We start from the raw sequence: 25,463 nt of genomic DNA, 5'->3' as shown, positions 1-25,463 counted from the left end.
TATGAAAAAGATCGGATTTTTATCATTTGGTCACTGGACGCCGTCGCCACAGTCCGGTACCCGAACCGCAGCGGACACGCTGCTGCAGTCCATCGACCTGGCCGTGGCCGCTGAAGAGCTGGGTGCCGATGGCGCTTATTTCCGTGTGCACCACTTTGCCCGCCAGCTCAGTTCGCCGTTCCCCTTGCTTGCGGCGATAGGCGCAAAAACCAAAAACATCGAAATCGGTACCGGCGTGATCGACATGCGGTATGAAAACCCAATGTACATGGCGGAGGATGCCGGGGCGGCGGATCTGATCTCTGGCGGGCGTTTGCAGCTGGGAATTAGCCGCGGCTCGCCGGAGCAGGTGATTGATGGCTGGCGTCACTTTGGCTATGTCCCGCAGGAAGGGGAAAACGAATCGGATATGGCGCGTCGTCATACCGAGGTGCTGCTTGAGATGCTGCGCGGAGAAGGGTTTGCGAAACCAAACCCGCAACCGATGTTCCCGAACCCGCCGGGCCTGCTGCGCCTGGAGCCTCATTCCGAAGGTTTACGCGACCGCATCTGGTGGGGCGCCGGTTCAAATGCAACGGCGGTCTGGGCCGCAAAACTGGGCATGAACCTGCAAAGCTCAACGCTGAAAGACGATGAAACCGGCGAGCCGTTCCATATTCAGCAGGCAAAACAGATCCGCGCGTATCGTCAGGCCTGGGCTGAGGCGGGCCATACCCGTCAGCCGCGCGTGTCGGTGAGCCGCAGTATCTTTGCCCTGATGGACGATCGTGACCGGATGTATTTCGGGGCCAGCCGCAACGACAGCGATAGCGTGGGCTATCTGGATGAAAAAACGCGGGCGATTTTCGGGCGCAGCTATGCGGCAGAGCCCGACAAGCTGGTTGAACAATTGAAGCAGGACGACGCGATAGCCGAAGCGGATACCCTGTTACTGACCGTACCGAATCAGCTTGGCGTGGACTACAACGCGCATGTGATTGAGTCGATCCTCAAACATGTGGCGCCAGCAATGGGCTGGCGCGAGTAAGTTAACTGACGGGTTGCTCAGCCTCTGTGGCTCATATCGCTCAGCAGTACGGCGATACTTTGCCCGCCCGCCGTCTGCTCAAGCGCAATCTTGACGATGATGGTCAGCGGCACGGAGAGCAGCATGCCAACGGGGCCGAGCAGCCAACCCCAGAATATCAGGGACAAAAACACCACCAGGGTCGAAAGCCCAAGCCCGCGTCCCATCATGCGCGGTTCAAGAATGTTTCCGAAGACCAGGTTAATCACCAGATAACCGGCCAGCAGAATCAGGGCATCATACAAACCACTGAAAACCAGCACCTGCAGAACAGGCGGGATGGCCGCCAGCACGGAACCGATGTTGGGAATATAGTTAAGCGCAAAGGCGAGCAGTCCCCAGACGAACGCAAACCGCACATCCAGCGCAACCAGCATGCCCCAGACAACGCACCCGGTGACGAGACTGATCGCCGTTTTCAGCACCAGATAGCGGGAAACACTGTCCAGTGCACGCTGAATCGCGCCCATGCCTTCCACCGGCCGAACCATTATATGCTGTAGTTTGGCAGGCAGTTGCGGCACCTCCAGCAGCATAAACACCACGGTTAAAAACAGCAGGAAAATAGAGGTCATGGCGTTGGAGAGTTGCGCCAGCAGGCTGGTGACGAGGGTCATGGCTGCGTTGGGGTCGATATACTTCAGCAGTTCCTCCACGGAGACCTCAATGCCCGCGCGCTGCAGCCAGGGTTCAATCTGCAACAGCGGTATCACCAGCGACGAGCGGTATTTCGGCAGCGTGCGCGCTAGTTCATTCAGGGATGTGCCCAGATAAGCGACCAGCAGCACCATCGCGATAATAATGATGCTGATGAGCAGGGTGATCGCCAGCACGCGCGGTATGCGTATCCGCACCATGCGCTGAACCAGCGGGTTAAGGATCACTGCAATAAACAGCGCCAGAATAAAAGGCACGATAATATCGGCGGCAAAACGAACGCCCGTCAGGATGATCACCAGCATACCGAGCATGATGACAATCTTGAGGCCGTTCAGGGTAATGATGGGTTTAGCCATGGCAATTCCTGCGTATTTTTTTATTTATAATAAAGGCGAAAGGCGTTTAATAAACTAACCGAAGTCAAACGGCCTCGGTAAAGAATTGAAAAGACTTTGAGTAAAATCCTAGCTTATGGTACAAATTTAGCGTGTTTAACTACCGAGGACAATTTTGATCCGCAAAGACGAGAAGCAACACCGCGGATAATTGTAATTTTATGGACAATTTGTTCAGGACGTATTCTTCAAACCATACTGCTGTATTCTCCACCTCTTTCTTCCTTCTGTCCGGTGAGCAACACTGGCGCAACGCGCTATAGTCACGTCTTCTGCCTGAGCTGGCGCCATGCGCTTAGCTATCTGATTTAATTTCCTTTTTTGGGTTTGCTGTTCGCAGCGAGCCGCGATGGATTATATTCTCAAGCAGGAGAAAAACATGTTTTACTGGATTTTATTAGCCCTGGCTATTCTCGCTGAAATTACCGGCACGCTGTCTATGAAATGGGCAAGCGTCAGCGATGGCAATACCGGTTTTATTTTAATGCTGGTGATGATTTCGCTTTCCTATATTTTCCTCTCGTTTGCTGTGAAGAAAATCGCGCTGGGGGTGGCTTATGCCCTCTGGGAAGGTATCGGTATTTTGTTGATTACGCTGTTCAGCGTTTTGTTATTTGACGAAACCTTATCAACAATGAAGATCGCCGGATTGACGACGCTGGTAGTCGGGATTGTGCTGATTAAATCGGGTACACGTAAACCGACAAAACCGCAGAAGGAGCAGACCCATGCAGCAGTTTGAATGGATCCACGCGGCCTGGCTGGGGTTCGCCATTGTTCTGGAAATTCTGGCGAACGTGTTTCTGAAATTCTCTGATGGTTTTCGCCGTAAAGTTTACGGTCTGATGTCGATTGCCGCTGTGCTGGGGGCGTTTAGCGCCCTGTCTCAGGCGGTCAAAGGTATCGATCTGTCTGTGGCCTATGCCCTGTGGGGCGGGTTTGGTATTGCCGCGACCCTGGCAGCAGGGTGGGTGCTCTTCGGCCAACGGTTAAATAATAAAGGCTGGATCGGCCTGGTATTGCTGCTGGCCGGTATGATTATGATAAAACTCGCCTGATGACGTCAGGCGAGGCGGCGCTGGCCTGTTATTGTGCCAGCGCTTCCAGCTTGTCGCGAAAACCGGTCACCGAGAGAGCACGGTTATCCGCGCGCCATCGGTCTTTGGCCGCCGGGGCCGAACTTTGCACACCAATCAACTGCCAGCCGTTATCCGTTTTCAGCATCAGCGGTGAGCCACTGTCGCCCGGTAACGTATCGCACTGGTGAGAGAGCACGCTGTTTTGCGCCCAGCCGGTCACAATGCAGTCGGTGTGGGTATACAGCGTATCCAGATGATCGACCGGATAACCGGATTGCGTCACCTTGCGATCGACGGCTTTCAGCGCGGCGGTCAGCGCGGCTTTATCGCCATCAAACAGGGGCAGAGGAGTGATTCCAGAAGGCGGGTAGCGCAAAATGATGAGACCGAAATCCCAGGAGGCCGCAGCGGGCGGGACTATCCAGCCGTCGCCGTCCGGTTTCAGGCGCTTACCCAGCGAAGGGTCAACCCGGCCTTCAATCCCGTGAATTTCATAGCGCCACATCCCTTTCTGAGACACAAATCGCAGTACCACGGCTTTGTCGGGTTTGCCGTCCGGCGGCGTCAACAGGCAATGGCCTGCGGTCAGGGCAAGCTGAGGGGTAATCAGCGTGGCGGTGCATAAGTTACCGCTGGCGGTTTCCAGTTGCCCGATGGCATCCCACGGGGCCTGGGTAGGATCGGCGACACGCGTACGATCATCATGACCGAAAAACAGCGTTTTAAGCTCTTTCGCGCTAATGGTGTCATCATCGCCATCATCCGCATGCGCGAATCCAGAAAAAAGAGCAAACGTTCCCAGTAATAACACAACAGATTTACGCATATCACACTCTGGTGGGGGTAATTATGATTATTAAAAGTGAACCCTATGAAAATACTATAGACGGGACAGCGCTAAAGTGGGAGTAAAATCAGCGTGCTACGATCAGGAAAGATAAAACTGGCTTGCGATGAGCGCGCATAAAATAAGCAGGATAAGGATCAACTCAAACCGATAGCGTCGCAGCATACGCCCTCCGGATAAAAAAACGGCGCTGTATTGAAAGGTTCAGCGCCGGTTTACCAACGTGCCCCGAAGGGCACGGTTTAGCTTGTACTCTTACGCAGCTGGCTGAGCAGCTGGTTTAGCAGCTTCGTGTTTTACTGCTTTTTTGTGATGCTTTTTAGCGGCCTGAGCTTTCTGCTCTACAGCGGGTTTAGTCGCTTTTTTGTGGTGCTTTTTGGCGGCCTGTGCTTTCTGCTCAACAGCAGGTTTAGCGGCGTCTTGTTTTACGGCTTTTTTGTGGTGCTTTTTAGCCGCCTGCGCTTTTTGCTCAGCAGCAGGTTTAGCAGCTTTGTGATGTTTCTTGTGGTGTACCGTTTTTGCCGGTGCAGCGGTGGTTGCAGCAGGTGCAGCGGCAGCTGGAGCAGTTGCAGTAGTCTCAGCAGCGAACGCAGCAGAAGACAGACCCATAGCAGCGGCAACAACCAGAGCTAATACTTTATTCATGTTCATACCCTCGAATTTGGTTTTTCATTTAACCCCACTGCGGGGCCGTTGAAATAACTATATCCCTGTAAATTCGGGGTTTCCGTGAGTGATTGGTATCGGCGTGTAACAGTTTGTACAACGCCGGGGGCTTTCCCCGGCGTGGGTCATTACAGGTAACGCGAGGTCAGGTGTTCACGGAAGTAGCGGATATTCAGATCTTCTCCCGTCGCCTGGGTGATCAGCTGTGATGTGGTAAACCGGCTGCCGTGTTGCCAGACGTTCTGGCGCAGCCAGTCAAACAGGGCCGACAGATCCCCTTCAGCGATAGAGGCCTGCAGACCTGGCAGCGCCGTTTTCGCGGCATGGAACAGTTGCGCGGCGTACATCGCCCCCAGCGTATAAGACGGGAAGTAACCGAATCCGCCGTCGGTCCAGTGGATATCCTGCATACAGCCGTTGCGGTAGTTGTCTTTGGTGGATAACCCGAGCCACGCCTGCATTTTCTCATCCCACAGGGCCGGGATGTCCTCCACCTCGATATCGCCATTGATCAGCGCCCGCTCAATCTCATAGCGCAGCACCACGTGTGTCGGGTAGCTCACCTCGTCAGCATCGACGCGGATATAGCCCGGCTTCACGCGCTGGTTCCAGGCGATAAAGTTCTCTTCGCTAAACGCCGCCTGGCTGCCAAAACGGGCATGAACGGCAGGGAGGAGATGTTTCAGGAACGCCTCGCTGCGGCCAAGCTGCATCTCAAAGAACAGACTCTGGGATTCGTGGATTGCCGTTGAACGCGCCAGGGCAACGGGCTGACCGGCCCACGCGCGCGGCAGGTTCTGTTCGTAGCGCGCGTGTCCGGTTTCGTGGATCACGCCAAACAGGGCGCTGAGGAGTTCATCTTCGTCATACCGCGTGGTAATGCGCACATCTTCCGGCACGCCGCCGCAGAACGGGTGCGCGCTCACGTCCAGACGACCGCCGTTGAAATCGAAGCCGAGCATCTTCATGGCTTCCAGCCCCAGCTCACGCTGCGTTGCCGTCGGGAAGGGGCCCTGAGGCGGAACGAATGTCTGCCTGGCCTGCTTGTCGACCACGTTTGCCAGCAGATCCGGCAGCCACGACTTCATGTCGGCAAAGAGCACGTCCAGACGCGCGCTGGTCATGTCTGGCTCAAAAATATCCAGCAGCGCATCGTAAGGTGAGCAACCTTTTGCCTCCGCGCGCAGACGCGCCTCTTCACGGCTGAGTTTTACCACCTCTTTCAGATTGGCGGAAAAGCCTTGCCAGTCATTGGCCGGACGCTGGGTACGCCAGGCGTGCTCACATTTGCTGCCCGCCAGCGATTTGGCTTCCACCAGCGATTCCGGCAGCAGCGAGGCCTGCTGATATTGACGCGTCATTTCACGCAGGTTGGCCTGTTCGACGTCATTCAAATCTTCACCTGCCGCTGCAGCCAGCCATTCACCCACTTTTTTGTCGGTCAGGATCTGATGTTGCAGGACGCTCATCTCCGCCAGCGCTTCACCGCGCGCGGCGCTGCCACCGGGCGGCATCATGGTGAACATGTCCCAACTGGCGATGGAGGAGAGATGCGAGAAGCGGGAGAGACGCTGGAAGGTTTTCACAAGTGACTGATAGACGGATGTTTTTTGCAATTCTTATTTCCTCTTGCCAGGGATGTGTTTCAGGGAGCATACAATGAAACAGACCAAATTCCCCAGCATTTCCCACACGGAGGAAATCTAAGCCGATCTCCTCCGTTGAAACCGTCTCCGGAATGCCGGGAGACGGTTTTCGGTGGTTACTTAGGTCTTATCACGCATAACCTGTTGCAAGATCGCCAGCGCCTGGGTGAACTGGGCATCCGGAATGGTCAGCGGATAAAGGAAGCGGATCACGTTGCCGTACTGGCCGCAGATCAATAACAGCAGGCCCTGGGCGAGTGCCTTTTGCTGGATCGCCTGCGCGATGGCGGCCGAGGGTGCACGGCTCTCGGGATCAAAAAACTCCGCCGCAATCATCGATCCTCTTCCCCTTATCGCCACGAGCGCAGGGAAGGTGCCCTGAATCTCTTCCAGGGTGGCTTTCAGTCGATCGCCCAGATGCCGGGCGCGGGCGCACAGTGACTCGTTGTCGATAATATTCAGCACCGCGTGCGCGGCGGCCACCGCCAGCGGGTTGCCTGCATAGGTCCCCCCCAGACCGCCGGGCGCCGGCGCGTCCATGATTTCGGCGCGACCCACCACGCCGGACAGCGGCATTCCGCCTGCCAGGCTTTTCGCCATCGTCATCAGGTCGGGCTTGTCCGCGTAGTGTTCCATGGCAAACAGTTTCCCCGTACGGGCGAAACCGCTCTGTACTTCGTCGGCAATCATCACGATCCCGTGTTCATCACAGATACGGCGGATGGCGGCCACCAGATCTGGCGGGGCGACGTTGAATCCGCCTTCACCCTGAATGGGTTCAAAAATAATCGCCGCTACCTGTTTCGCCTCAATGTCTGCTTTGAACAGACGTTCTATCGCCGTGATGGCATCCTGCGTCGTGATGCCGTGCAGCTCCGAGGGATAGGGCACGTGATAAACCGACCCCGGGAAGGGGCCAAATCCCAGCTTATAAGGCGCGACCTTGCCGGTTAATGCCATGGTCATATAGGTTCGGCCGTGAAAGCCTCCTCCGAAGGCAATCACGCCCGGTCTGCCGGTGTGGGCCCGGGCGATTTTAATGGCATTTTCCACCGCTTCCGCGCCCGTTGTGAAGAATGCCGTTTTGGCCGGGCTCTGCACCGGAGCCAGCTCGTTAAGTTTTTCGGCTAATGAAACGTAGCTTTCATACGGCACAATCTGGTAGGCCGTGTGGGTGAACTGGTGAAGCTGTTTTTCCACTGCGGCCACCAGTTCAGGATGACGATGGCCGGTATTCAGTACCGCGATCCCGGCGGCGAAATCAATATAGTCGTTGCCTTCCACGTCGGTAAGCGTGGCATTCTCCGCCGTGCGGGCAAAGAAATCACACATTACGCCTACGCCGCGCGGGGTGGCAGAAAGTCTACGCTGATGAAATTCCTGGTTACTCATGTCAGATACCCTTTTGTCGAAACGCTCATACGCCAAGACGATCGCGCAGGCTGTAATACGCCGCGCCCATCGCCGTGAATGGAATCCGCAGGCTGCGACCGCCCGGGAAGGGGTAGTGCGGAAGGTTGGCAAACGCATCAAAGCGCTCAGCGTCACCGCGCAACAGTTCCGAAATCAGCCGTCCGGCCAGGTGGGTGCAGGTGACGCCGTGGCCGCTGTAGCCCTGCATGTAATAGATGTTTTTATCCAGACGACCAAACTGCGGCATGCGCGACAGGGTCAGCAGGAAGTTGCCCGTCCAGCGGTAGTCGATTTTGACGCCAGCCAGCTGTGGGAAGGTTTTCAGCAGCTTTGGCATCACCAGACGCTCGACATCGTCCGGATCGCGCGCGCCATAGACGACGCCACCGCCGTACAGCAGGCGGTTGTCGGCGGTAAGACGGTAGTAATCCAGCAGGTAGTTACAATCTTCCACGCAGTAGTTATTGGGGATCAGCGTGCGGACGACCGCTTCCGGCAGCGGGGCGGTGGTCACAACCTGAGTGCCGCAAGGCATGCTGCGTTTTGCCAGTTCCGGTTCTATCTTGTCGCCCAGGTAGGCATTCCCGGCGACGATCACGTAGCGGGCCGTCACCTGGCCATGCTGTGTGCTTACCACAGCCGGGCTGGTGTGCTGAATGGCGGTCACCGGGGACTGTTCATACACCCGCCCGCCGTTCAGGCGAATCGCGTCCGCTTCGCCGATCGCCAGGTTCAGTGGGTGAATATGCCCCCCGCTGCGGTCCAGCAGCGCGCCGGTATAGCGTTCGCTGTCGACCTCCCGGCGGATGGCACTGGCGTCCAGCAACTCCAGCTGTGTGTTGCCGTAGCGTTCCCAGTTGGCTTTTTGCTCCTCCAGCGTCTCAAGTTGCTTATGGTTTAGCGCCACAAACAGTCCGCCGGGACGATAGTCGCACTGGATTTGATAGCGCTGGATACGCTCCCGGATGATCTCCCCGCCTTCAAACATCATGCTCCCGAGGACTCTGGCGGCATCGGGTCCGTAGTTTTTCTCAATCACGTCGATATCGCGGCTGTAAGAGTTAACCAGCTGGCCGCCGTTGCGTCCGCTGGCTCCAAAGCCGATGCGCGCCCCTTCAAGGAGCACCACGTCGTAGCCCATTTCGGCGAGATGCAGCGCGGAGGAGAGGCCGGTATAGCCGCCGCCCACCACGCACACGTCACAGCTGATCGACTCGTTAAGCGTCGGGAAAGGTTCGTAAGCGTTCGCGCTGGCCGCGTAGTAGCTGGTGGTATGTTCGGTCATGATTGAGACTCCAGGGCAATCCAGATGGTTTTCAGTTCGGTAAATTTTTCCAGCGCGTGCAGGGACTTATCGCGACCGTTGCCGCTCTGCTTATAGCCGCCAAAGGGTACGGTCATATCGCCGTCGTTATAGTTATTGACGAAGACCGAGCCTGCTTTCAGACGGCGGCTCATGCGGTGCGCGCGGGAAAGATCGCGGGTCCATACCGCCGCGCCAAGCCCATATTCACTGTCGTTGGCCAGCGTTAAGGCTTCTTCTTCGGTTTTAAAACGGGTGACGACCAGCACCGGCCCGAAAATCTCTTCCCGACACAGCGGGGAGGCAGGATCGATGTCGACAAAAATGGTGGGACCGACTGCACAAGGCCATGCTTGTTCCCGCCCGTCCAGCAGCAGCGTCCCTTTTCGGGTTCCCTCGCGAATAAACGTGTGGACGGTATAGGCATGTGCAGCGTCGATGAGCATGCCCATCGTGCTGTCAGGGTTGAGCGGATCGCCCGGCTGCCAGTGACGGGCCTGCGCTTTTAGCTTTGCCAGAAAGTCGTCGGCGATGCTGTCTTCGAGCAGCAGGCGGGTACCGGCGATACAGACTTGCCCCTGGTTATAAAAAATCCCGGCGGCGGTTGCGCTCACGGCTTTGTCCAGGTCCGGACAGTCGGCAAAGATAATGTTGGCGCTCTTGCCGCCCGCCTCCAGCCAGACGCGCTTCATGTTGCTTTCTCCCGCGTCCTTCAACAGCTGCTTGCCGGTACGGGTAGAGCCGGTAAAGGTCAGCACCTCGACTTCTGGATGCAGTGCCAGCGCCTGGCCCGCTTCGTGGCCGTAACCGCTTATCACATTCAGCACGCCGTCCGGCAGGCCCGCCTCTTTCGCCAGCCCGGCCAGCCGCAGGGCGGTGAGTGGCGATTTCTCCGACGGTTTCAATACCACGCTGTTGCCCGCGACCAGTGCCGGGCCCAGCTTCCAGCAGGCCAGCAGCAGCGGGAAGTTCCAGGGAACGATGGCCGCAACCACCCCGATCGGCTCGCGCACGATCATCGCCAGTTCGCCCGGCCCCGTAGGCGCCACTTCGCCGTAGACTTTATCCGCCGCTTCGGCGTACCAGCGAATGGCACGAGCCGCGCCGGGAATATCGTCGCGCAGGCTGTGGCGGATGGGTTTACCGGTGTCCAGTGTTTCCAGTAAGGCCAGCTCTTCGCCGTGGCGTTCCATTAAATCGGCAAGCTTATTGAGCACGGCCTTGCGCTGCGCCGGAGACGCCTGCGACCAGTCACCGCGCTCAAATACCTCACGCGCCGCCTGAACTGCACGGTCCACGTCCGCCTGCTTGCCCCGGGCCACGTTCGCCAGCGTCTGTTGTGTCGCGGGATTGACGGTTTCAAACGTGGCATTATCGGCGGCGTCACAATAGGCACCGTTAATAAATAACCGGGTCTCAATGGCGCTGTTTTTTGCTTTATCCTGCCAGTAAGTCAGGTGCTGAAAATGCATATTCACTCCTTTCTTTCGCAATCAGATAAATAAGGTCATGGCCGTTTCAGGCAATACGAAGCCGTGAGGCATCCCGGGAATTAACCCGTTGAATGCCGACATTGATCGTTTTTATTTGTCCCGGCGTAAGCGCACTTACGCCGGGACTGAGTGGTAATTAGAACGTGGTGGGGGTGTGGGCACTGATAATGCGGCAGATGCCTGCCGAGGTGTTGCTGAAGCTGTGCGGTATGCCGGTATTAATGGCATAGCTTTGCCCCGCAACCAGGTGATAAGGCTGGCCATTAATGGTCAGCACTATTTCACCTTCCAGTATCGTACCGATCTCCTCACCCTGGTGTTTGATCCTCTCTCCGGTCGTGGTTCCTGGCTGGTAAGTTTCAAAAATCATCGCCAGCGTACGGTTCGGATTTCCGTTATGAACCAGCTTCATCGAAACCCCCTGACTGCCTATTTCGATAAGGTCTTCCTGATTAATAACCACCTGCGGTTCATCAGGTTTTTCCGGTTCCGAAAAGAATTCCGAGAGCGACAGCCCATAAACTTTCAGCAGCTTTTGCAGCGTACTGATGGCAGGACTGACTTTGTCCTGCTCAATGGTGCTGATGGCACTGTGTGTTAACCCAGACAGTTCGGCGGCACGCCGCTGCGAGAGACCCAATTGCTGACGGATCTCAGACAGACGTTTCCCTGGCGCCAGTCCGTCATCGCTCATAGTTGCATTTCCTTTACGGTAGTGGTCAAAGCCGTTGCTTCTCGGCAATGTGGCTTTGACAGGCGGTGATAAAACCTTCAAACAACATGCGTGACAGGGCGTACTCGCTGCTGTTCCATTCGGGGTGCCATTGCACGCCGAGGGCAAAAGGGTGGTCATGAACGCTGACCGCTTCGACGAGCCCGTCCGTCGAGCGGGCCTCCACGCGAAGCCGTGGTCCTAACGTTCGTGCACCTTGCCCCGTGTAACGAGTTTACCCAAAATGTGTTACAGCCTGGTATTAATTGAGACAGCAGTCCTCCCTCCTGAACCTGAACTTCATGAGAAGGGGCGTATTGTAGCTCAACCGGCAGTTCAGGATCTTCCCGGTGCTCAAGCAGGTCGTTCTGCTCGAACAGGCGGCGATACAGCGTCCCTCCCGTGGCAACAACCATTTCCTGCAGCCCCCGGCAGATGGCGAAAATGGGGATGCGCCTTTCGAGCGCGGCAGCAATCAGCGCCATACTCAGAAGATCTCGCCCGGGATCGGCGTCAGGCTCATCGCCGTTTTCACCATAAAGGTGCGGCTGCACGTTACTTGGGCTGCCCGGCAGGTAAATTCCGTCCAGGGTTGGCAGCAGAGCGGTAATAAGCTCTGGCTCTGCCAGCGCATGCGGTAAGGCAACAGGTAAGCCCCCCGCGTTAATAATGGCATTCAGGTACTTTTCTTGCAGGGTCTGGGTCTCGTGACCCTTAAGCCTGTTTCTGCACATCACCACGCCAATAACTGGCTTGTTCATTATATTTTCCATGATCGCCCTCACAAAGTGGACTAAATTTAGGCCATTCTCGCCTGTGAAACGGCCTTTTCGTTCAATATTTTCTCAATCTAGCAACGAGATCTGCCTTTTGCAAACTTAATTTAACATTTGACAAACAATTTGTTTGCATACAGATTCGATAGTGTGGACATTATATTTGACAGTCCAGAGCAGCGAACGCAAATCCCAAAAACGGTGGTAAATCATGGAAACCAATATCGTAGAAGTTGAGAACTTTGTGCAGCACACGGATGAGAGGCGGGGCAGCGCCTTTACGCAGGAAGTGAAGCGCTATTTAGAAAAGTATCCTGACACCCAGTTTATTGATGTCCTCCTGACCGACCTGAACGGCTGTTTTCGCGGCAAACGCATCCCGGTTGCCGGACTGAGCAAACTTGAAAAAGGCTGCTATTTCCCGGCATCGGTTTTCGCCATGGACATTCTGGGTAACGTTGTGGAAGAGGCAGGGCTGGGGCAGGAGTTGGGCGAGCCGGACTGTATCTGTGTGCCGGTGCCGGGCACCCTGACACCCTCCGCCGCCGACCCGGAGTACATTGGTCAGGTGCAGCTCACCATGGTCGATGAAGATGGCGCTCCCTTTGACGTTGAGCCGCGGAACGTACTCAACCGACTCTGGCAGCAGCTGCGCCAGCGCGGTCTGTTCCCCGTGGTAGCGGTAGAGCTGGAGTTCTATTTACTTGACCGTAAACGCGATGCCGACGGCTATCTGCAACCACCCTGCGCGCCGGGCACCGACGTGCGTAACACGCAGAGTCAGGTCTACTCGGTTGATAATCTCAACCACTTTGCTGACGTGCTGAATGACATTGACGAACTGGCGCAGCTGCAGTTGATCCCCGCCGACGGGGCAGTGGCTGAAGCCTCCCCGGGCCAGTTTGAGATTAACCTGCACCATACGGAAAACGTGCTGGATGCCTGCGATGATGCGCTGGCGTTAAAACGTCTCGTCAGGCAGATGGCGGAAAAACACAAGATGCACGCCACGTTTATGGCAAAGCCGTATGAAGAACATGCGGGCAGCGGGATGCATATCCACATCAGCATGCAAAACAACAGAGGCGAAAACGTGTTCGCAGACGCCAGCGGTGAGGATTCCGCGCTGCTGAAACGCGCGCTGGCCGGGATGATCGATCTGATGCCAGCGTCCATGGCGCTGCTGGCGCCGAACGTCAACTCCTACCGCCGTTTCCAGCCGGGAATGTACGTGCCGACGCAGGCGTCATGGGGACACAATAATCGCACGGTTGCCCTGCGTATCCCCTGCGGCGATCGCCATAACCATCGGGTCGAATACCGGGTGGCGGGAGCAGACGCGAATCCGTATCTGGTGATGGCGGCGATTTTTGCCGGCATTTTACACGGGCTGGATAACGATTTACCCCTGCAGGAAGAAGTTGAAGGCAATGGTCTGGAGCAGGACGGATTGCCGTTCCCGATTCGTCAGAGCGATGCGCTGTGGGAGTTTATGCAAAACGATCACCTTCGCGAGCGACTGGGCGAACGTTTCTGCCACGTCTATCACGCCTGCAAAAATGATGAGTTACTGCAGTTCGAACGCCTGATTACCGAAACTGAAATCGAGTGGATGCTGAAAAACGCCTGATGACGTGCCCCGGTCAGGGGCCGCTTTGTTTCATTGCATACGTATCACCAAACGGCCTGCGCGGAGCCTGGCCGAACTGTTCGCTGGCACGCCAGCTATCTCCCGGGAGTCGCGTTATGGAGCGCAGGCGGCACAGGGACTTTCTTAACGACACTGTGTGACGAGGTAGGAAATGATGCAGATGTTCAACTATCCGCAGGGCGAAGGGGGCCAGTCAGGCGCCTGCTTTGAGTGCGAGCGAGAGACGCTGCGCTGGTACGATCGCGTATGTTCTTTACAACTTCCCCCTTTGCTAAGCAGGTTTGCGTTAAGGTCAACGCGATTGCAAACCACGGTAAGCATGGGGGGGATGGTCTATGGCGACTAACACATCTCTTGATTCGCCGGGCATGGCCGGAAGAACCCGGCTGCGCAGTTCCCTCAAGCTCTGGCAGGTGGTGATGATGGGGCTGGCTTACCTCACCCCCATGACCGTGTTTGATACCTTCGGCATTGTGTCCGGTATCAGCAATGGCCACGTGCCCGCCTCGTATCTCCTGGCGCTGGCGGGCGTCATGTTTACCGCCATCAGCTACGGCAAACTGGTACGACAGTTCCCGGAAGCGGGCTCTGCGTACACCTACACGCAGAAATCGATCGGACCCCATCTGGGTTTTATGGTCGGCTGGTCATCGCTGCTGGACTATCTCTTCCTGCCGATGATCAACGTGCTGCTGGCGAAAATCTACCTTTCCGCATTGTTCCCGGAAGTCCCGCCGTGGGTGTGGGTGGTAGGGTTTGTGACGATCCTGACGCTGGCGAACCTGAAGAGTGTTAATTTGGTCGCCAACTTTAACACCCTGTTTGTGCTGGTGCAGATCGCCATCATGGTGGTGTTTGTCATACTCGTGGTGCATGGCCTGCACAAGGGGGAGGGCGTGGGCACCGTCTGGTCGTTGCAGCCGTTTATCAGCGAGAACGCACATCTGATCCCGATTATTACCGGCGCGACTATCGTCTGCTTCTCTTTCCTCGGGTTTGACGCGGTCACCACGCTGTCGGAAGAGACGCCAAACGCGGCGCGGGTTATTCCCAAAGCCATTTTCCTGACCGCACTGTATGGCGGGCTGATATTCATTGTTGCCTCGTTTTTCATGCAACTCTTCTTCCCGACGATTGCGCGCTTCAAGAACCCGGACGCCGCGCTGCCGGAAATTGCGCTGTACGTGGGTGGCAAGCTCTTCCAGTCGGTGTTTCTGTGTACCACGTTTGTGAATACGCTCGCTTCAGGCCTGGCTTCACACGCCAGCGTCTCACGCTTATTGTATGTGATGGGGCGTGACAACGTCTTTCCGGAGCGGGTGTTTGGCTACGTGCATCCGAAATGGCGTACTCCGGCCCTGAACGTCATTATGGTAGGGATAGTGGCGCTGTCGGCCCTGTACTTTGACCTCGTGACCGCGACGGCGCTGATCAACTTTGGCGCGCTGGTGGCGTTTACGTTTGTTAATCTCTCGGTGTACAACCATTTCTGGCGGCGTAAGGGGCTGAACAAAACGTGGAAAGATCGGTTCCACTATCTCCTGCTGCCACTCATTGGTGCCGTAACGGTCGGCGTGCTGTGGATAAACCTCGAAGCGACGTCCCTGACGCTTGGCCTCATCTGGGCGGCACTGGGGGTCCTTTATCTGACATGGCTGACGCGCCGTTTCCGAAAACCGCCTCCGCAGTTTGAAGCCGCTAAGATAGAGCAGGCCTGGGATTCCTGAATGTAAAAACGGCACCAGTACGCTGGTGCCGTTTATCTGGATCGCTCGTCTTACCGGATATCAGCCCGCATGCGGATTATCTCAGACGTTTATGAAGACTGGCGCCTACCAGCAGTGCCCCGCAGAGCATCAGCGCGATAAACCCGCCCACGCCGTTCCAGCCGTAGTTGTGCCAGAATACGCCGCCCAGCGTCCCGGCGAAGCTGGAGCCAAGATAATAGCTAAACAGATACAAAGAGGATGCCTGGCCTTTGGCGCGACGGGCACGCGGGCCAATCCAGCTGCTGGCGACGGAATGCGCGGCGAAGAAACCGGCAGAGAAGAGCAGCATTCCGGTGAAAATCAGCCACAGGGACGAGAAGAGCGTCAGCAAAAGGCCCAGCAACATCACGGCGGTTGAGACCAGCATCACCGGCCCACGGCCATAGCGGGCGGTCATCGCTCCGGCTTTTGGCGAGCTCCAGGTCCCGGTCAGATACGCCACGGAGAGCAGGCCCACCACCGCCTGGCTCAGATGCCACGGCGAAAGCATCAGACGATAGCCAATATAGTTAAACAGCGTGACGAACGATCCCATCAGCAGGAAGCCGGTCAGGAACAGCCGCGGCAGCCCTTTATCCCGCCAGTGCAGGCGGAAGTTGATAAACAGCGTTTTCGGACGCAGGGAGGTGGGGCGGAAGTGGCGTGATTCCGGCAGAATTTTCCAGAACATCAGCGCAGAGGCCAGTGCAAAGCAGCCAATCACCGCCAGCGCAATGCGCCAGTTAAAGAAGTCTGTAAACACGCCGCTCAGCAGGCGTCCGCTCATACCGCCAATGGAGTTCCCGCTGATGTACAGCCCCATGGAGAACGCGACAAAGCTCGGGTGGATCTCTTCGCTGAGATAGGTCATCCCGACCGCCGCCACGCCGCTCAGGGATAACCCGATGAGCGCGCGCATCATCAGGATCCCGTGCCAGCTGGTCATCATGGTGGAGAGCAACGTACAAACCGACGCCAGCATCAGCGCGGTCACCATCACCTGTTTACGCCCAATGGCATCAGAGAGAGGGCCGGTAAAAAGCAGGCCGACAGCCAGCATCCCGGTTGAAATAGAGAGAGAAATACTGCTGCTGGCCGGTGAGACGCCAAACTCATGTGACAGCACGGGAAGGATAGGCTGAACGCAGTAGAGCAGGGCAAAGGTTGCCAGACCGGCTGAGAACAGCGCCAGCGTGACGCGCATAAATTGGGAGGTACCACGTTTAATAAACTGCGCCGGCTGAGAAGCTGCGGGTAAATCATCGATATCGCGTGCCGGTTCGATATCAACGGTAGATGTACGACTCACACATGTTCCTTGCTTAAACATCCCCGTGGTTTCTGGTGACGGGTATGACCACCTCTTCAGGGTAGGAAAATGTAAATATTCTGTCTAATATATTAATAATCTCAAATGATACATATAAAATATGAATATCGAACTGCGTCATTTACGCTACTTTGTCGCGGTGGCAGAAGAACTCCATTTTGGCCGCGCCGCCGCGCGCCTGAACATCTCGCAGCCGCCGCTTAGTCAGCAAATTCAGATCCTGGAGCAGCAGATTGGCGCCCGTCTTCTCGCCCGCACCAACCGTAGCGTGAGCCTGACGGCGGCAGGCAGGCAATTTCTGGCCGACAGCCAACAAATTCTGAGCATGGTTGACGACGCCGCCGCCCGCGCAGAGCGGCTCTACCTGGGGGAAGCCGGTGAATTGCGCATCGGGTTTACCTCGTCAGCCCCGTTTATCAGCGCCGTCTCGCAAACCCTGTCGTCGTTTCGCCGTGACTTCCCGGACGTGCATATTCAGACGCGCGAAATTAATACCCGGGAACAAATAGCTCCGCTGAATGAAGGGGCGCTGGATTTAGGGCTGATGCGCAACACTCAACTGCCGGACTCGCTGGCGTGGCAGGTGATCCTGCGCGAGCCGCTGATGGCGATGATCCCGCGCGATCACCCCCTGGCGTCGAAGCCTGCCGTCACGCTGGCGGAGCTGGCGAAAGAGCCGTTTGTCTTTTTCGACCCGCAGGTGGGAACCGGTCTGTATGACGATATTCTGGGCCTGATGCGCCGCTACGATCTCGCCCCGGTCATTACCCAGGAGGTAGGAGAGGCGATGACAATAATAGGCCTGGTCGCCGCCGGGTTGGGGGTTTCTATTCTCCCGGCCTCTTTTAAACGGGTACAATTGCGTGAAATGTGCTGGGTTCCGCTTGCCGAAGACGACGCGGTATCGGAGATGTGGCTGGTGTGGTCCAGACATCATGAACAGAGCAATGCGGCACAGCGTTTTAAAAAGCAGCTTATCACCGCCTCTGCCGGGCGATATTTATAGGGAAAAATGGGCAAAAATGTGCAGTAAATCACATGGCTAAGTAAATATTTGACGACGGCCATGCAAGTGCTTCACCATAGCCCAAAGTTTATTTCGAAGCTCGAAAATAAGGGAGTACGAGGTGGTTGCTGATAGTCAGCCAGGGCATATTGATCAGATTAAGCAGACCAACGCTGGCGCGGTATATCGCCTGATTGATCAGCTTGGTCCGGTTTCGCGTATCGATTTGTCGCGCCTGGCCCAACTGGCTCCCGCCAGTATTACCAAGATTGTTCGCGAAATGCTGGAAGCCCACCTGGTTCAGGAGACGGAGATTCAGGAGCCGGGGAGCCGGGGTCGTCCGGCGGTCGGGCTGGTGGTGGAGACGGAAGCGTGGCATTACCTGTCGCTGCGCATCAGCCGGGGTGAGATCTTTCTTGCGCTGCGCGATCTCAGCAGCAAGCTGGTGGTAGAAGACCGGCTGGAGCTGCCGCTTAACGCAGATCAACCGCTTCTTGAGGCGATTGTCACACATATCGATCACTTCTTTATTCGTCACCAGCAGAAACTTGAACGCTTAACGGCGATTGCCATCACCATGCCGGGCATTATTGATACCGAGAACGGCATTGTGCACCGCATGCCGTTTTATGAAGACGTTAAAGAGATGCCGCTGGGTGAGGTCCTGAAAAACCATACCGGCGTACCGGTCTACATTCAGCATGACATCAGCGCCTGGACTATGGCGGAGGCGCTGTTTGGCGCGTCACGCGGGGCGCGGGATGTCATTCAGGTGGTGATCGACCATAACGTCGGGGCGGGCGTCATCACCGACGGACGCCTGTTGCATGCGGGCAGCAGTAGCCTGGTGGAGATCGGCCACACGCAGGTCGATCCCTACGGGAAACGCTGCTACTGCGGCAACCACGGCTGCCTGGAGACCATTGCCAGCGTGGAAAGCGTGCTGGAGCTGGCGCAGGTGAGGCTCAGCCAGTCCATGAGCTCCTCGTTGCACGGGCAACCCCTGACGGTAGATTCCTTGTGCACAGCGGCGCGGCAGGGCGATCTGCTGGCTAAGGACATCATTACTGGCGTAGGGAATAACGTCGGGCGCATTCTCGCCATTATGGTGAATCTGTTTAACCCGCAAAAAATCCTGATCGGCTCCCCGCTCAGCCAGGCGGCGGATATCCTCTTCCCGGCGATCTCGGCCTGCATTAATCAACAGGCGCTGCCCGCTTACAGCAAAAACATTGTGGTCGAAAGCACGCAGTTTTCGAACCAGGGCACCATGGCCGGCGCCGCGCTGGTAAAAGATGCAATGTATAACGGCTCCTTACTGATCCGCCTGCTGCAGGGCTAACTCTTTTCCACAGACTTACTAAAAATTGCGCTATCTCAAGCCGGATAGCGCACGCTTCCCGTAGACTTCCCCCACTGAATTATTTACCTGGTTTATATTTTCGAAGCATACCCAAGAGGTGGAATGAGTCATGCTTAAGCGTTTCTTTGTTACTGGTACAGATACCTCTGTCGGCAAGACTGTTGTATCGCGCGCGTTGCTACAGGCGCTGGCAGCAAGCGGTAAACGTGTTGCAGGGTACAAACCGGTCGCAAAAGGCAGTAAAGAGACGCCAGAGGGGCTGCGTAATAAAGATGCCCTGGTTTTACAAAGCGTCTCATCCCTGGAGCTGCCTTATGACGCGGTCAATCCTATTGCCCTGAGCGAAGAGGAGAGCAGCGTGGCGCACAGCGGGCTGATAAATTACACCCTGCTGTCGGATGGGCTGGCGAACCTGAGCGAGAAGGTTGATCACGTTGTGGTTGAAGGCACGGGCGGCTGGCGCAGCCTGATGAACGATTTGCGTCCGCTTTCCGAGTGGGTGGTGCAGGAGCAACTGCCGGTGGTGATGGTGGTGGGCATCCAGGAGGGGTGTATCAACCATGCGCTGCTCACGGCGCAGGCGATCGCCAATGATGGCCTGCCGTTAGTGGGCTGGGTGGCAAACCGTATCAACCCGGGCCTTGCGCACTATGCAGAAATCATCGACGTGCTGAGCAAAAAACTGCCCGGCCCTCTGGTGGGCGAACTGCCTTATTTGCCGCGCGCCGAGCAGCGCGAACTAGCGCAGTACATCGATCTCTCTGCTCTCGGCAGTGTGCTGGCCGTAGATCGAGTCGTGGCGTAACGTTCGCGAGAGCACGGACGCAACAACGCAGGCAATCAGCAGGCCGGGTAGCAGAAAATACTGCCCGGTCATTTCACACACCATCAGCGCCGACATAATAGGCGCATGCGTCGTGGCAGCGAGCAACGTCGCCATCCCCGCCAGTCCCAGCAAAATCGCCGTTTCAGAACCCGGTAGCCACAGCGCAAAAAGCTGCGCAAACAGCATTCCTGTCGCCAGCCCGACAAACAGCGTCGGCGTGAAGACCCCGCCCGGTGCGCCCGAACCGCTGCTTGCCAGGACCGCCAGCAGCTTACAGATAAACACGCCCGCAATAACGGACAGCAGCGGCGGTGAGAGCAGAAAGGCCTGCACCACGCTATAGCCGTTACCCCACACTTTGGGCGTAAGAAGCGACAACATCCCGACGATCAGCCCCCCGAGCGCCAGCTGCCAGGGTGGTGAGAGTTTGAGACGCAGAAACAGGGCGTGGCTAACCGTCATCAGCCACATCAGCAGCGGGCCGCAGACGCCCGCCAGCAGACCGATGATAACGATCAATCCGTAATCGCCCGCAGTGAGCGTTTCGCTGAGATGCACCTCATACAGCGTGGTAGCGCCAGGGCTTAACAGACGCGTCGTCAGCAGCGCGACGACGGCCGCAATGACTACCGGGCCGAGCGAGGCCAGCATCAGCGTGCCGAACAGGATTTCCGCAATAAACAGGCTTCCGGCTAGCGGCGCGTGGTAGGCGCTGGCCATTCCCGCCGCAGCCCCGCAGGCTATCCATAATTTCCATTCGGACTTCGGCGTAAAGCGCTGCGCAAACAAGGAGGCGGCGAGGGCAGCGAGCAGGATCATCGCGCCTTCACGCCCGATGGCGCTTCCGCTGGAAACCACCAGCAGTGACGCCAGGGATTTGACCAGGCTGGCACCGTAATCGAACTGCCCGTCACCCGTTTCCAGCGCTTCCATATAATCCGTAGGCGCATGCGGGCGTTGCGCCGTCAGCCGCTGCCACCCCCACAGCAACAATCCGGCTGCCAGGCCGCCAAGAGCAGGCGTGAGCATGCGACGCCAGGGGGACAACGCCGCCGCGGCATTCACCAGGCTGCCGCTGTCGTTACTGAGAAACAGCCACTCCAGCAGATACATGCTGTGGCGAAACACGGCAACGGCCAGCGCGGCCAGTACGCCCGTGACGGTGGCAATCAGAAGCCGGCGAAACATCGCGCGGATATCGGGGTAAGTATGAAGACGTTGCATGGGTCGCGAGTAAACGAGATCGGTATTCTATTGTGATAGGAACTCAACCAGTATGCAAATGAGTGTTTATAGGGGTGTTCTAAATATTTAAGTTGTTTATTTTTAGTGGTGATTTATTTGGTTGTTAAATATTAACCAAATGTGCGGAATAAATCTGGTTAACTCATATTCATAGTAAAATTCCTTTTTTATTAACGAAAAGGAAAAGGGAATTCTTTATGAGTAATCAATTTACTAATTACCGGAGCGTAACGCATGGGTTACCGTACCGATAATTTTGGTCGGGGACAGGCGCTTGAGAATGATAAAACGACTACCGGTGCCAGGTGTATTGCGTCTATTACGGACAGCACCGAATTTGGACGCAGAATTCTCAGGGTAGGTGATAAAACCACTCCCTGTCCTAAATGTGGCAGGAAGGGCGTGATTGTATCAGGTGAGGAACGGGTGACATTTCACGGCGTACCCGTCGCCGTTCACGGTTCAAAAGTACACTGTGATTGCCCACCAGGTTCAAATCGGGTAATTGCTCCCGCAGGTCAGTGGCTGGGACGTGGCCGAGACCCGGTTGATGTTGCCAGGGAACAACACGCCGCCAGGCTGGCAGCAGAAAAGCAGGCTGAAGAAAACCGCAGAGAGGAGGAAAGGGAGCGCAACCGGGTATTTGCAAAATCCTGCCTGCGGGGGGATGGCTGCAATGATGCCGGTGACGAGCGCGAACCCCATACTAATTTTGCCGATATGGCATTTTTCCTGGCCATGCCGGCCAGCGACCCGGCAACCGATTCAGACACCCCGCAGCACGCGCAGACCGCCAGAAAGAAAAAGCCAGAGGATATCCCCAGACCGAAAAAGCGCAGCGCCCTTTATCGCTGGTGGAACGGCAACCAGGAGGAGATGGATTATCAGGCCGCTGTTGCCGCCGCAACTGCAGCTACGCGCGCGCAGACGGCCACAGCGGGCGCAAGCCTGCTGGAGCTGATAAGCGGCAGGGCGCTGACCTACGGCACATGGGCGGTGCGTGGTGCCGCCGGGCTGGGTGAAATAGCTGCCGCCGGAGCGGGCGCACCCGTGGCCGGGCTGCTGGTGGGAATGATGCCCGGCAGGCTGAACGACGGCGAACAGGACTTTATTGACCGTATGCGCCTGGCGCAGATGCGTGAAGCCCCGAGCAGGGTGCGCTATACGTGGGAGAGCAACAGCCGGGGGAACCCGGTGCCGCATGGCTGGCACACGCCGCCTGGCCGGGACAGTGTGCGCGTCAGAAAAATGGAGTACGACAGTAGCGCGCAGGCGTACACCTTCACCACGGAGGAAGAACCGCGCATCACCATCGTGTGGACGCCTGACCGAACAGACGAGAAAAAGCCGTGGAACACCGGCGACCAGGCGCGGCCAGTGCTGTCGAACCCGGTCGTTGTTGACCCGCTGCCCGTTAACACCGGCATAACGGCGACCACCAGCCCGGCACAGGAAGAAAAGCGTTTCGCGGATTACATTCTGATCCTGCCGTTCCCTGACCTGCCGCCGATTTATATCTACCTGAGCAAACCACCGGTGGAGTTTCTGGAAGTCGAGCTATACAGTGACTTTAAACGCCGTTCGCGGCAGGGGATGTATGAGGCGGATCACATGCCGTCCAGAGCTGCTGTTGATGCATATCTGAGAGCTAATTATCCGTTGCTAGATGATGACGAGATACTTGCGCTGACTGATAAAGTTGCTGCCATCGTGATCCCGAAAGATATGCATCACAAAATAAGCGAGACATATGGTGGACGTAATACGCCTACACAAATTGATCTTGACTCCAGGAACCTCAGGGCAGCAGTGGATCGCAATCTGGATGCCATAAAACCGGCATTGAAAGATCATGGCGCGACCGAAATTCAGATCGAAGCAGCAAGGGTGAAAATGCATAAAATAAATAGTGAAGCGGGGCTGTACAAATGACGGTAAACGTTGAAGCGCTGATAAATAGTCTTGGTAAGTCTTATCAATATATGCTTGATAAGGATTTAATTCCGTATAAGACTGCCCCGAAGGGATCTTCTGGAACACCGACCATCAACCTTGAAATGGCTCAGGAAGGGATTTTTCTTTCTTTCTGGCGAGAGGGGCGGATTTTGAAATCTGTCACACTCAGAATTCAGCACGAACCTGCGTCCAGTTGGACATTTCCTAATGAACTACCAGCACCCTTGCAGGCGTCTATGTCACGCAAATGGGTTAATGAAAATCTTGGAGAGCCGCTACGAAGCGCGCCGCCTTACACTGTAATGAATAGGGATTATGGTTGGACAGACCTCTATGAGGTAAAGGATCACGATATTCCCACGAGCATGCAGATTAACTATGACGTAGAGGATAGCGTGAGGTCTATAACCTATATGCTAACGTCAGAGCTTCGCTGGTAATGCTCTATACAAGCCCCGAAAGGGGCTTTTCTGGTATAATTCTCAATTCTCACTGTGAATATTCAGCGCCCTGCGCGTACGCCCTGAGCTGAGGTACTCCGCGATATAGTCCTGCGAAATCTCACCGTTATAGCGACCCTCTTCATCCACAATCGGCATCCAGCTGGTGTTGCTTTCATACAGGCGGGAGAGCACCACGCGCAGGTTATCTTCCGCTTTGCCGGTCATGCGGAACGGATGCAGGATATCGGCACAGGTGCCGCTGGCGTTGCGCGCTTCCCGGCGTTTCACAAACCCCAGCGGTTTACCGTGCTCGTCCACCACGGTGATGGCGCGGATATCGTGATCATCCATGGTGGCAAAGGCCTCTGGAAGCGGGGTAGAGCCGCGTACAGTGAAAGTAGGCTGCTGGTCGGTGACGTCGCCTGCCGACACCAGCAGCAGGCGCTTCAGAGTGCGGTCCTGACCCACAAACGAGCCGACAAACTCGTTCGCCGGCTTCGCCAGCAGCTCGTCCGGGCTGGCGCACTGGACAATCTTCCCCTGACGGAAAACGGCGATACGATCGCCCAGCTTCAGGGCTTCATCGATATCGTGGCTGACCAGCATCACGGTTTTCTTCAGCTTGCGCTGCATCTCCAGAAACTGGTTCTGGATCACTTCACGGTTGATGGGGTCCACCGCGCCGAAGGGCTCATCCATCAGCAGTACCGGCGGATCGGCCGCCAGCGCGCGGATCACGCCGATACGTTGCTGCTGGCCGCCGGACATCTCGCGCGGATAGCGGTGAAGAAACTTACGCGGATCCAGCGCCACCATATCCATCAGCTCTTCGGCACGGGTTTTACACCGGGCTTTATCCCAGCCCAGCATGCGCGGCACCACGGTAATGTTCTCTTCGATGGTCATGTTCGGGAACAGGCCAATTTGCTGAATCACGTAGCCGATGTTGCGGCGCAGCGTCACCGTATCCATCCCGCTGGTGTCTTCACCGTTAATCAGGATCGTGCCGCTGCTTGGCGTAATCAGGCGGTTGATCATCTTAAGGGTGGTGGTTTTCCCGCAGCCGGACGGGCCGAGCAGGACGCACATTTCCCCTTCGGGCACGTTCAGGTTGACGTTGTCCACGGCCTTAAAGGTCTGGCCATGCTTCTGTGAAAAATGTTTGGTGAGGTTTTCCAGTTTTATCATTATCGAATCCCCTTCGGAGTCAGTACCACCTGCAGACGGTGCAGCAGCCAGTCGAGCACAATCGCTAAAAGACAAATCATCAGTGCCCCCGCAATCAACATGCGGATATCGCTCCCGCCGATGCCGTTAAGCAACAGCAGGCCCAGGCCGCCCGCGCCAATCACGGCGGCAATCGCCATTACGCCGATGTTCATCACCACGGCGGTGCGGATGCCGCCGAAAATCACCGGTAGCGCCATGGGAATTTCAACCCAGCGCAGCCGCTGCCAGAAGGTCATGCCGATGCCGCGTCCGGCCTCACGCAGACCCGGCGGCAGGCTGTCCAGCGCGGTATGGGTGTTGCGTACAATCGGCAGCAGCGAGTAGAGAAACACCGCGGTAATGGCGGGCAGGGCACCAATGCCCTGACCGATCAGCGAAAACAGCGGGATCATTAGGCCAAACAGTGCGATGGACGGAATGGTCAGCACGATGGTCGCGATGCCCAGCACCGGTGTCGCCAGCCATTTGTGACGGACAATTAAAATGCCGAGCGGAACGCCGATAATAATGGCCAGGCCAACCGCCAGCGCCACCAGCCACAGATGCTGCAGCGTCAGGGTTAAGAGGTAATCCCAGTTATCCAGAATGTAGTGAATCGTCTCCATAGCG

General features: G+C 56.6%; 23 protein-coding genes and 2 pseudogenes. 11 read left to right on the top strand and 14 right to left on the bottom strand.

Features of this window, described 5'->3' with window-relative positions:
* The first annotated feature begins 1 nt into the window (after window position 1).
* Window positions 2-1,027 carry an LLM class flavin-dependent oxidoreductase gene (locus ECL_RS10980; RefSeq protein ID WP_013096845.1) on the top strand — a complete coding sequence of 342 codons (1,026 nt, stop codon included), beginning with the start codon at window positions 2-4 and terminating at the stop codon, window positions 1,025-1,027.
* A gap of 17 nt (window positions 1,028-1,044) precedes the next feature.
* Here ECL_RS10980 and ECL_RS10975 read toward each other — a convergent pair whose 3' ends face one another.
* Entirely contained in the window at window positions 1,045-2,082 is a 1,038-nt protein-coding gene (locus ECL_RS10975) for an AI-2E family transporter (RefSeq protein WP_013096844.1), read from the bottom strand.
* Between the two features lie 131 nt (window positions 2,083-2,213).
* Here ECL_RS10975 and ECL_RS27990 point away from each other — a divergent pair.
* The 3 genes and pseudogenes from ECL_RS27990 (at window position 2,214) to mdtI (ending at window position 3,179) form a co-directional block, all read left to right on the top strand.
* Window positions 2,214-2,384: pseudogene (locus ECL_RS27990) on the top strand (protein YdgV).
* A gap of 116 nt (window positions 2,385-2,500) precedes the next feature.
* Window positions 2,501-2,863 carry a multidrug/spermidine efflux SMR transporter subunit MdtJ gene (gene mdtJ / locus ECL_RS10970; RefSeq protein ID WP_029882799.1) on the top strand — a complete coding sequence of 121 codons (363 nt, stop codon included), beginning with the start codon at window positions 2,501-2,503 and terminating at the stop codon, window positions 2,861-2,863.
* Entirely contained in the window at window positions 2,850-3,179 is a 330-nt protein-coding gene (gene mdtI / locus ECL_RS10965; RefSeq protein WP_013096842.1) for a multidrug/spermidine efflux SMR transporter subunit MdtI, read from the top strand. The genes mdtJ and mdtI overlap by 14 nt, the downstream gene beginning before the upstream one ends.
* A gap of 28 nt (window positions 3,180-3,207) precedes the next feature.
* Here the strand turns inward: mdtI and ECL_RS10960 are convergent, their stop codons facing one another.
* The 9 genes and pseudogenes from ECL_RS10960 to puuD form a co-directional block, all read right to left on the bottom strand.
* A complete protein-coding gene (locus ECL_RS10960; protein ID WP_013096841.1) occupies window positions 3,208-4,026 on the bottom strand; it encodes a trypsin-like serine peptidase in 819 nt (272 codons plus the stop codon).
* 102 nt (window positions 4,027-4,128) lie between these two features.
* The gene (gene ydgU, locus ECL_RS28055) at window positions 4,129-4,212 is read right to left on the bottom strand and encodes a small membrane protein YdgU (RefSeq protein ID WP_020688251.1); all 84 of its coding nucleotides are present in this window, start codon (window positions 4,210-4,212) and stop codon (window positions 4,129-4,131) included.
* 90 nt (window positions 4,213-4,302) lie between these two features.
* Window positions 4,303-4,692 carry an acid resistance repetitive basic protein Asr gene (gene asr, locus ECL_RS10955; RefSeq protein WP_013096840.1) on the bottom strand — a complete coding sequence of 130 codons (390 nt, stop codon included), beginning with the start codon at window positions 4,690-4,692 and terminating at the stop codon, window positions 4,303-4,305.
* A 149-nt stretch (window positions 4,693-4,841) separates the two neighbouring features.
* Entirely contained in the window at window positions 4,842-6,329 is a 1,488-nt protein-coding gene (locus ECL_RS10950; RefSeq protein WP_013096839.1) for a carboxypeptidase M32, read from the bottom strand.
* A 150-nt stretch (window positions 6,330-6,479) separates the two neighbouring features.
* A complete protein-coding gene (gene puuE / locus ECL_RS10945) occupies window positions 6,480-7,751 on the bottom strand; it encodes a 4-aminobutyrate transaminase (RefSeq protein ID WP_029882801.1) in 1,272 nt (423 codons plus the stop codon).
* A 25-nt stretch (window positions 7,752-7,776) separates the two neighbouring features.
* Window positions 7,777-9,057 (bottom strand): NAD(P)/FAD-dependent oxidoreductase, encoded by a 1,281-nt coding sequence (locus tag ECL_RS10940; protein ID WP_013096837.1) that lies wholly within the window; start codon window positions 9,055-9,057, stop codon window positions 7,777-7,779.
* Window positions 9,054-10,547, bottom strand: coding sequence for an aldehyde dehydrogenase PuuC (puuC, locus tag ECL_RS10935; protein ID WP_013096836.1), 1,494 nt, complete (start codon window positions 10,545-10,547; stop codon window positions 9,054-9,056). Before puuC ends, ECL_RS10940 begins: the two co-directional genes overlap by 4 nt.
* Window positions 10,548-10,704: 157 nt before the next feature.
* Window positions 10,705-11,262 carry an HTH-type transcriptional regulator PuuR gene (gene puuR, locus ECL_RS10930; protein ID WP_013096835.1) on the bottom strand — a complete coding sequence of 186 codons (558 nt, stop codon included), beginning with the start codon at window positions 11,260-11,262 and terminating at the stop codon, window positions 10,705-10,707.
* A gap of 25 nt (window positions 11,263-11,287) precedes the next feature.
* A pseudogene (puuD, locus tag ECL_RS10925) lies at window positions 11,288-12,041 on the bottom strand (gamma-glutamyl-gamma-aminobutyrate hydrolase).
* 226 nt (window positions 12,042-12,267) lie between these two features.
* Between puuD and ECL_RS10920 the strand changes: the two are divergent.
* The gene (locus tag ECL_RS10920; RefSeq protein ID WP_013096832.1) at window positions 12,268-13,686 is read left to right on the top strand and encodes a glutamine synthetase family protein; all 1,419 of its coding nucleotides are present in this window, start codon (window positions 12,268-12,270) and stop codon (window positions 13,684-13,686) included.
* A 356-nt stretch (window positions 13,687-14,042) separates the two neighbouring features.
* On the top strand, window positions 14,043-15,434 hold the full coding sequence (locus tag ECL_RS10915) for an APC family permease (protein ID WP_013096830.1): 1,392 nt from the start codon (window positions 14,043-14,045) through the stop codon (window positions 15,432-15,434).
* A 76-nt stretch (window positions 15,435-15,510) separates the two neighbouring features.
* On the opposite strand, the gene ECL_RS10910 is transcribed toward ECL_RS10915, so the two are convergent.
* The gene (locus ECL_RS10910) at window positions 15,511-16,764 is read right to left on the bottom strand and encodes an MFS transporter (protein WP_013096829.1); all 1,254 of its coding nucleotides are present in this window, start codon (window positions 16,762-16,764) and stop codon (window positions 15,511-15,513) included.
* A 121-nt stretch (window positions 16,765-16,885) separates the two neighbouring features.
* On the opposite strand from ECL_RS10910, the gene ECL_RS10905 reads away from it, so the two are divergent.
* The 3 genes from ECL_RS10905 (at window position 16,886) to bioD (ending at window position 19,959) form a co-directional block, all read left to right on the top strand.
* Window positions 16,886-17,791, top strand: coding sequence for a LysR family transcriptional regulator (locus ECL_RS10905; protein WP_013096828.1), 906 nt, complete (start codon window positions 16,886-16,888; stop codon window positions 17,789-17,791).
* A gap of 121 nt (window positions 17,792-17,912) precedes the next feature.
* Window positions 17,913-19,133, top strand: a complete 1,221-nt coding sequence (mlc, locus tag ECL_RS10900; RefSeq protein WP_013096827.1) for a sugar metabolism global transcriptional regulator Mlc — start codon at window positions 17,913-17,915, stop codon at window positions 19,131-19,133.
* Window positions 19,134-19,263: 130 nt separating this feature from the next.
* Window positions 19,264-19,959 (top strand): dethiobiotin synthase, encoded by a 696-nt coding sequence (gene bioD, locus ECL_RS10895; RefSeq protein WP_013096826.1) that lies wholly within the window; start codon window positions 19,264-19,266, stop codon window positions 19,957-19,959.
* On the opposite strand, the gene clcB is transcribed toward bioD, so the two are convergent.
* A complete protein-coding gene (gene clcB / locus ECL_RS10890) occupies window positions 19,894-21,204 on the bottom strand; it encodes a voltage-gated ClC-type chloride channel ClcB (protein WP_013096825.1) in 1,311 nt (436 codons plus the stop codon). The two genes, bioD and clcB, sit on opposite strands and share 66 nt — an antisense overlap.
* 255 nt (window positions 21,205-21,459) lie before the next feature.
* On the opposite strand from clcB, the gene ECL_RS10885 reads away from it, so the two are divergent.
* Window positions 21,460-23,157, top strand: a complete 1,698-nt coding sequence (locus ECL_RS10885) for an S-type pyocin domain-containing protein (protein WP_013096824.1) — start codon at window positions 21,460-21,462, stop codon at window positions 23,155-23,157.
* Window positions 23,154-23,621, top strand: a complete 468-nt coding sequence (locus tag ECL_RS10880; protein WP_044158498.1) for a DUF6392 family protein — start codon at window positions 23,154-23,156, stop codon at window positions 23,619-23,621. Before ECL_RS10885 ends, ECL_RS10880 begins: the two co-directional genes overlap by 4 nt.
* Window positions 23,622-23,663: 42 nt before the next feature.
* Here ECL_RS10880 and osmV read toward each other — a convergent pair whose 3' ends face one another.
* Both osmV and osmW read right to left on the bottom strand, forming a co-directional pair.
* Window positions 23,664-24,812, bottom strand: coding sequence for an osmoprotectant ABC transporter ATP-binding protein OsmV (osmV, locus tag ECL_RS10875; RefSeq protein ID WP_013096823.1), 1,149 nt, complete (start codon window positions 24,810-24,812; stop codon window positions 23,664-23,666).
* Window positions 24,812-25,459 carry an osmoprotectant ABC transporter permease OsmW gene (osmW, locus tag ECL_RS10870; protein WP_006808875.1) on the bottom strand — a complete coding sequence of 216 codons (648 nt, stop codon included), beginning with the start codon at window positions 25,457-25,459 and terminating at the stop codon, window positions 24,812-24,814. Before osmW ends, osmV begins: the two co-directional genes overlap by 1 nt.
* Window positions 25,460-25,463: the final 4 nt, after the last annotated feature.

The organism is Enterobacter cloacae subsp. cloacae ATCC 13047 (genome assembly GCF_000025565.1).
Classification (GTDB): Bacteria; Pseudomonadota; Gammaproteobacteria; order Enterobacterales; family Enterobacteriaceae; genus Enterobacter; species Enterobacter cloacae.
Note: the sequence above shows the minus strand (reverse complement) of the source record. Positions and strands in the feature narration are given on the sequence as shown.

Bases quoted from the DNA above. Each gene is read 5' to 3' on its own strand.
- puuE (WP_029882801.1), bottom strand. From the start codon at position 7,751: ATGAGTAACCAGGAATTTCATCAGCGTAGACTTTCTGCCACCCCGCGC.
- ECL_RS10885 (WP_013096824.1), top strand. From the start codon at position 21,460: ATGGGTTACCGTACCGATAATTTTGGTCGGGGACAGGCGCTTGAGAAT.
- asr (WP_013096840.1), bottom strand. From the start codon at position 4,692: ATGAATAAAGTATTAGCTCTGGTTGTTGCCGCTGCTATGGGTCTGTCT.
- ECL_RS10980 (WP_013096845.1), top strand. From the start codon at position 2: ATGAAAAAGATCGGATTTTTATCATTTGGTCACTGGACGCCGTCGCCA.
- mdtJ (WP_029882799.1), top strand. From the start codon at position 2,501: ATGTTTTACTGGATTTTATTAGCCCTGGCTATTCTCGCTGAAATTACC.
- osmV (WP_013096823.1), bottom strand. From the start codon at position 24,812: ATGATAAAACTGGAAAACCTCACCAAACATTTTTCACAGAAGCATGGC.
- ECL_RS10905 (WP_013096828.1), top strand. From the start codon at position 16,886: ATGAATATCGAACTGCGTCATTTACGCTACTTTGTCGCGGTGGCAGAA.
- mdtI (WP_013096842.1), top strand. From the start codon at position 2,850: ATGCAGCAGTTTGAATGGATCCACGCGGCCTGGCTGGGGTTCGCCATT.
- ECL_RS10915 (WP_013096830.1), top strand. From the start codon at position 14,043: ATGGCGACTAACACATCTCTTGATTCGCCGGGCATGGCCGGAAGAACC.
- ECL_RS10960 (WP_013096841.1), bottom strand. From the start codon at position 4,026: ATGCGTAAATCTGTTGTGTTATTACTGGGAACGTTTGCTCTTTTTTCT.
- osmW (WP_006808875.1), bottom strand. From the start codon at position 25,459: ATGGAGACGATTCACTACATTCTGGATAACTGGGATTACCTCTTAACC.
- ydgU (WP_020688251.1), bottom strand. From the start codon at position 4,212: ATGCTGCGACGCTATCGGTTTGAGTTGATCCTTATCCTGCTTATTTTA.
- ECL_RS10880 (WP_044158498.1), top strand. From the start codon at position 23,154: ATGACGGTAAACGTTGAAGCGCTGATAAATAGTCTTGGTAAGTCTTAT.
- ECL_RS10940 (WP_013096837.1), bottom strand. From the start codon at position 9,057: ATGACCGAACATACCACCAGCTACTACGCGGCCAGCGCGAACGCTTAC.
- clcB (WP_013096825.1), bottom strand. From the start codon at position 21,204: ATGCAACGTCTTCATACTTACCCCGATATCCGCGCGATGTTTCGCCGG.
- puuC (WP_013096836.1), bottom strand. From the start codon at position 10,547: ATGCATTTTCAGCACCTGACTTACTGGCAGGATAAAGCAAAAAACAGC.
- puuR (WP_013096835.1), bottom strand. From the start codon at position 11,262: ATGAGCGATGACGGACTGGCGCCAGGGAAACGTCTGTCTGAGATCCGT.
- ECL_RS10920 (WP_013096832.1), top strand. From the start codon at position 12,268: ATGGAAACCAATATCGTAGAAGTTGAGAACTTTGTGCAGCACACGGAT.
- ECL_RS10975 (WP_013096844.1), bottom strand. From the start codon at position 2,082: ATGGCTAAACCCATCATTACCCTGAACGGCCTCAAGATTGTCATCATG.
- bioD (WP_013096826.1), top strand. From the start codon at position 19,264: ATGCTTAAGCGTTTCTTTGTTACTGGTACAGATACCTCTGTCGGCAAG.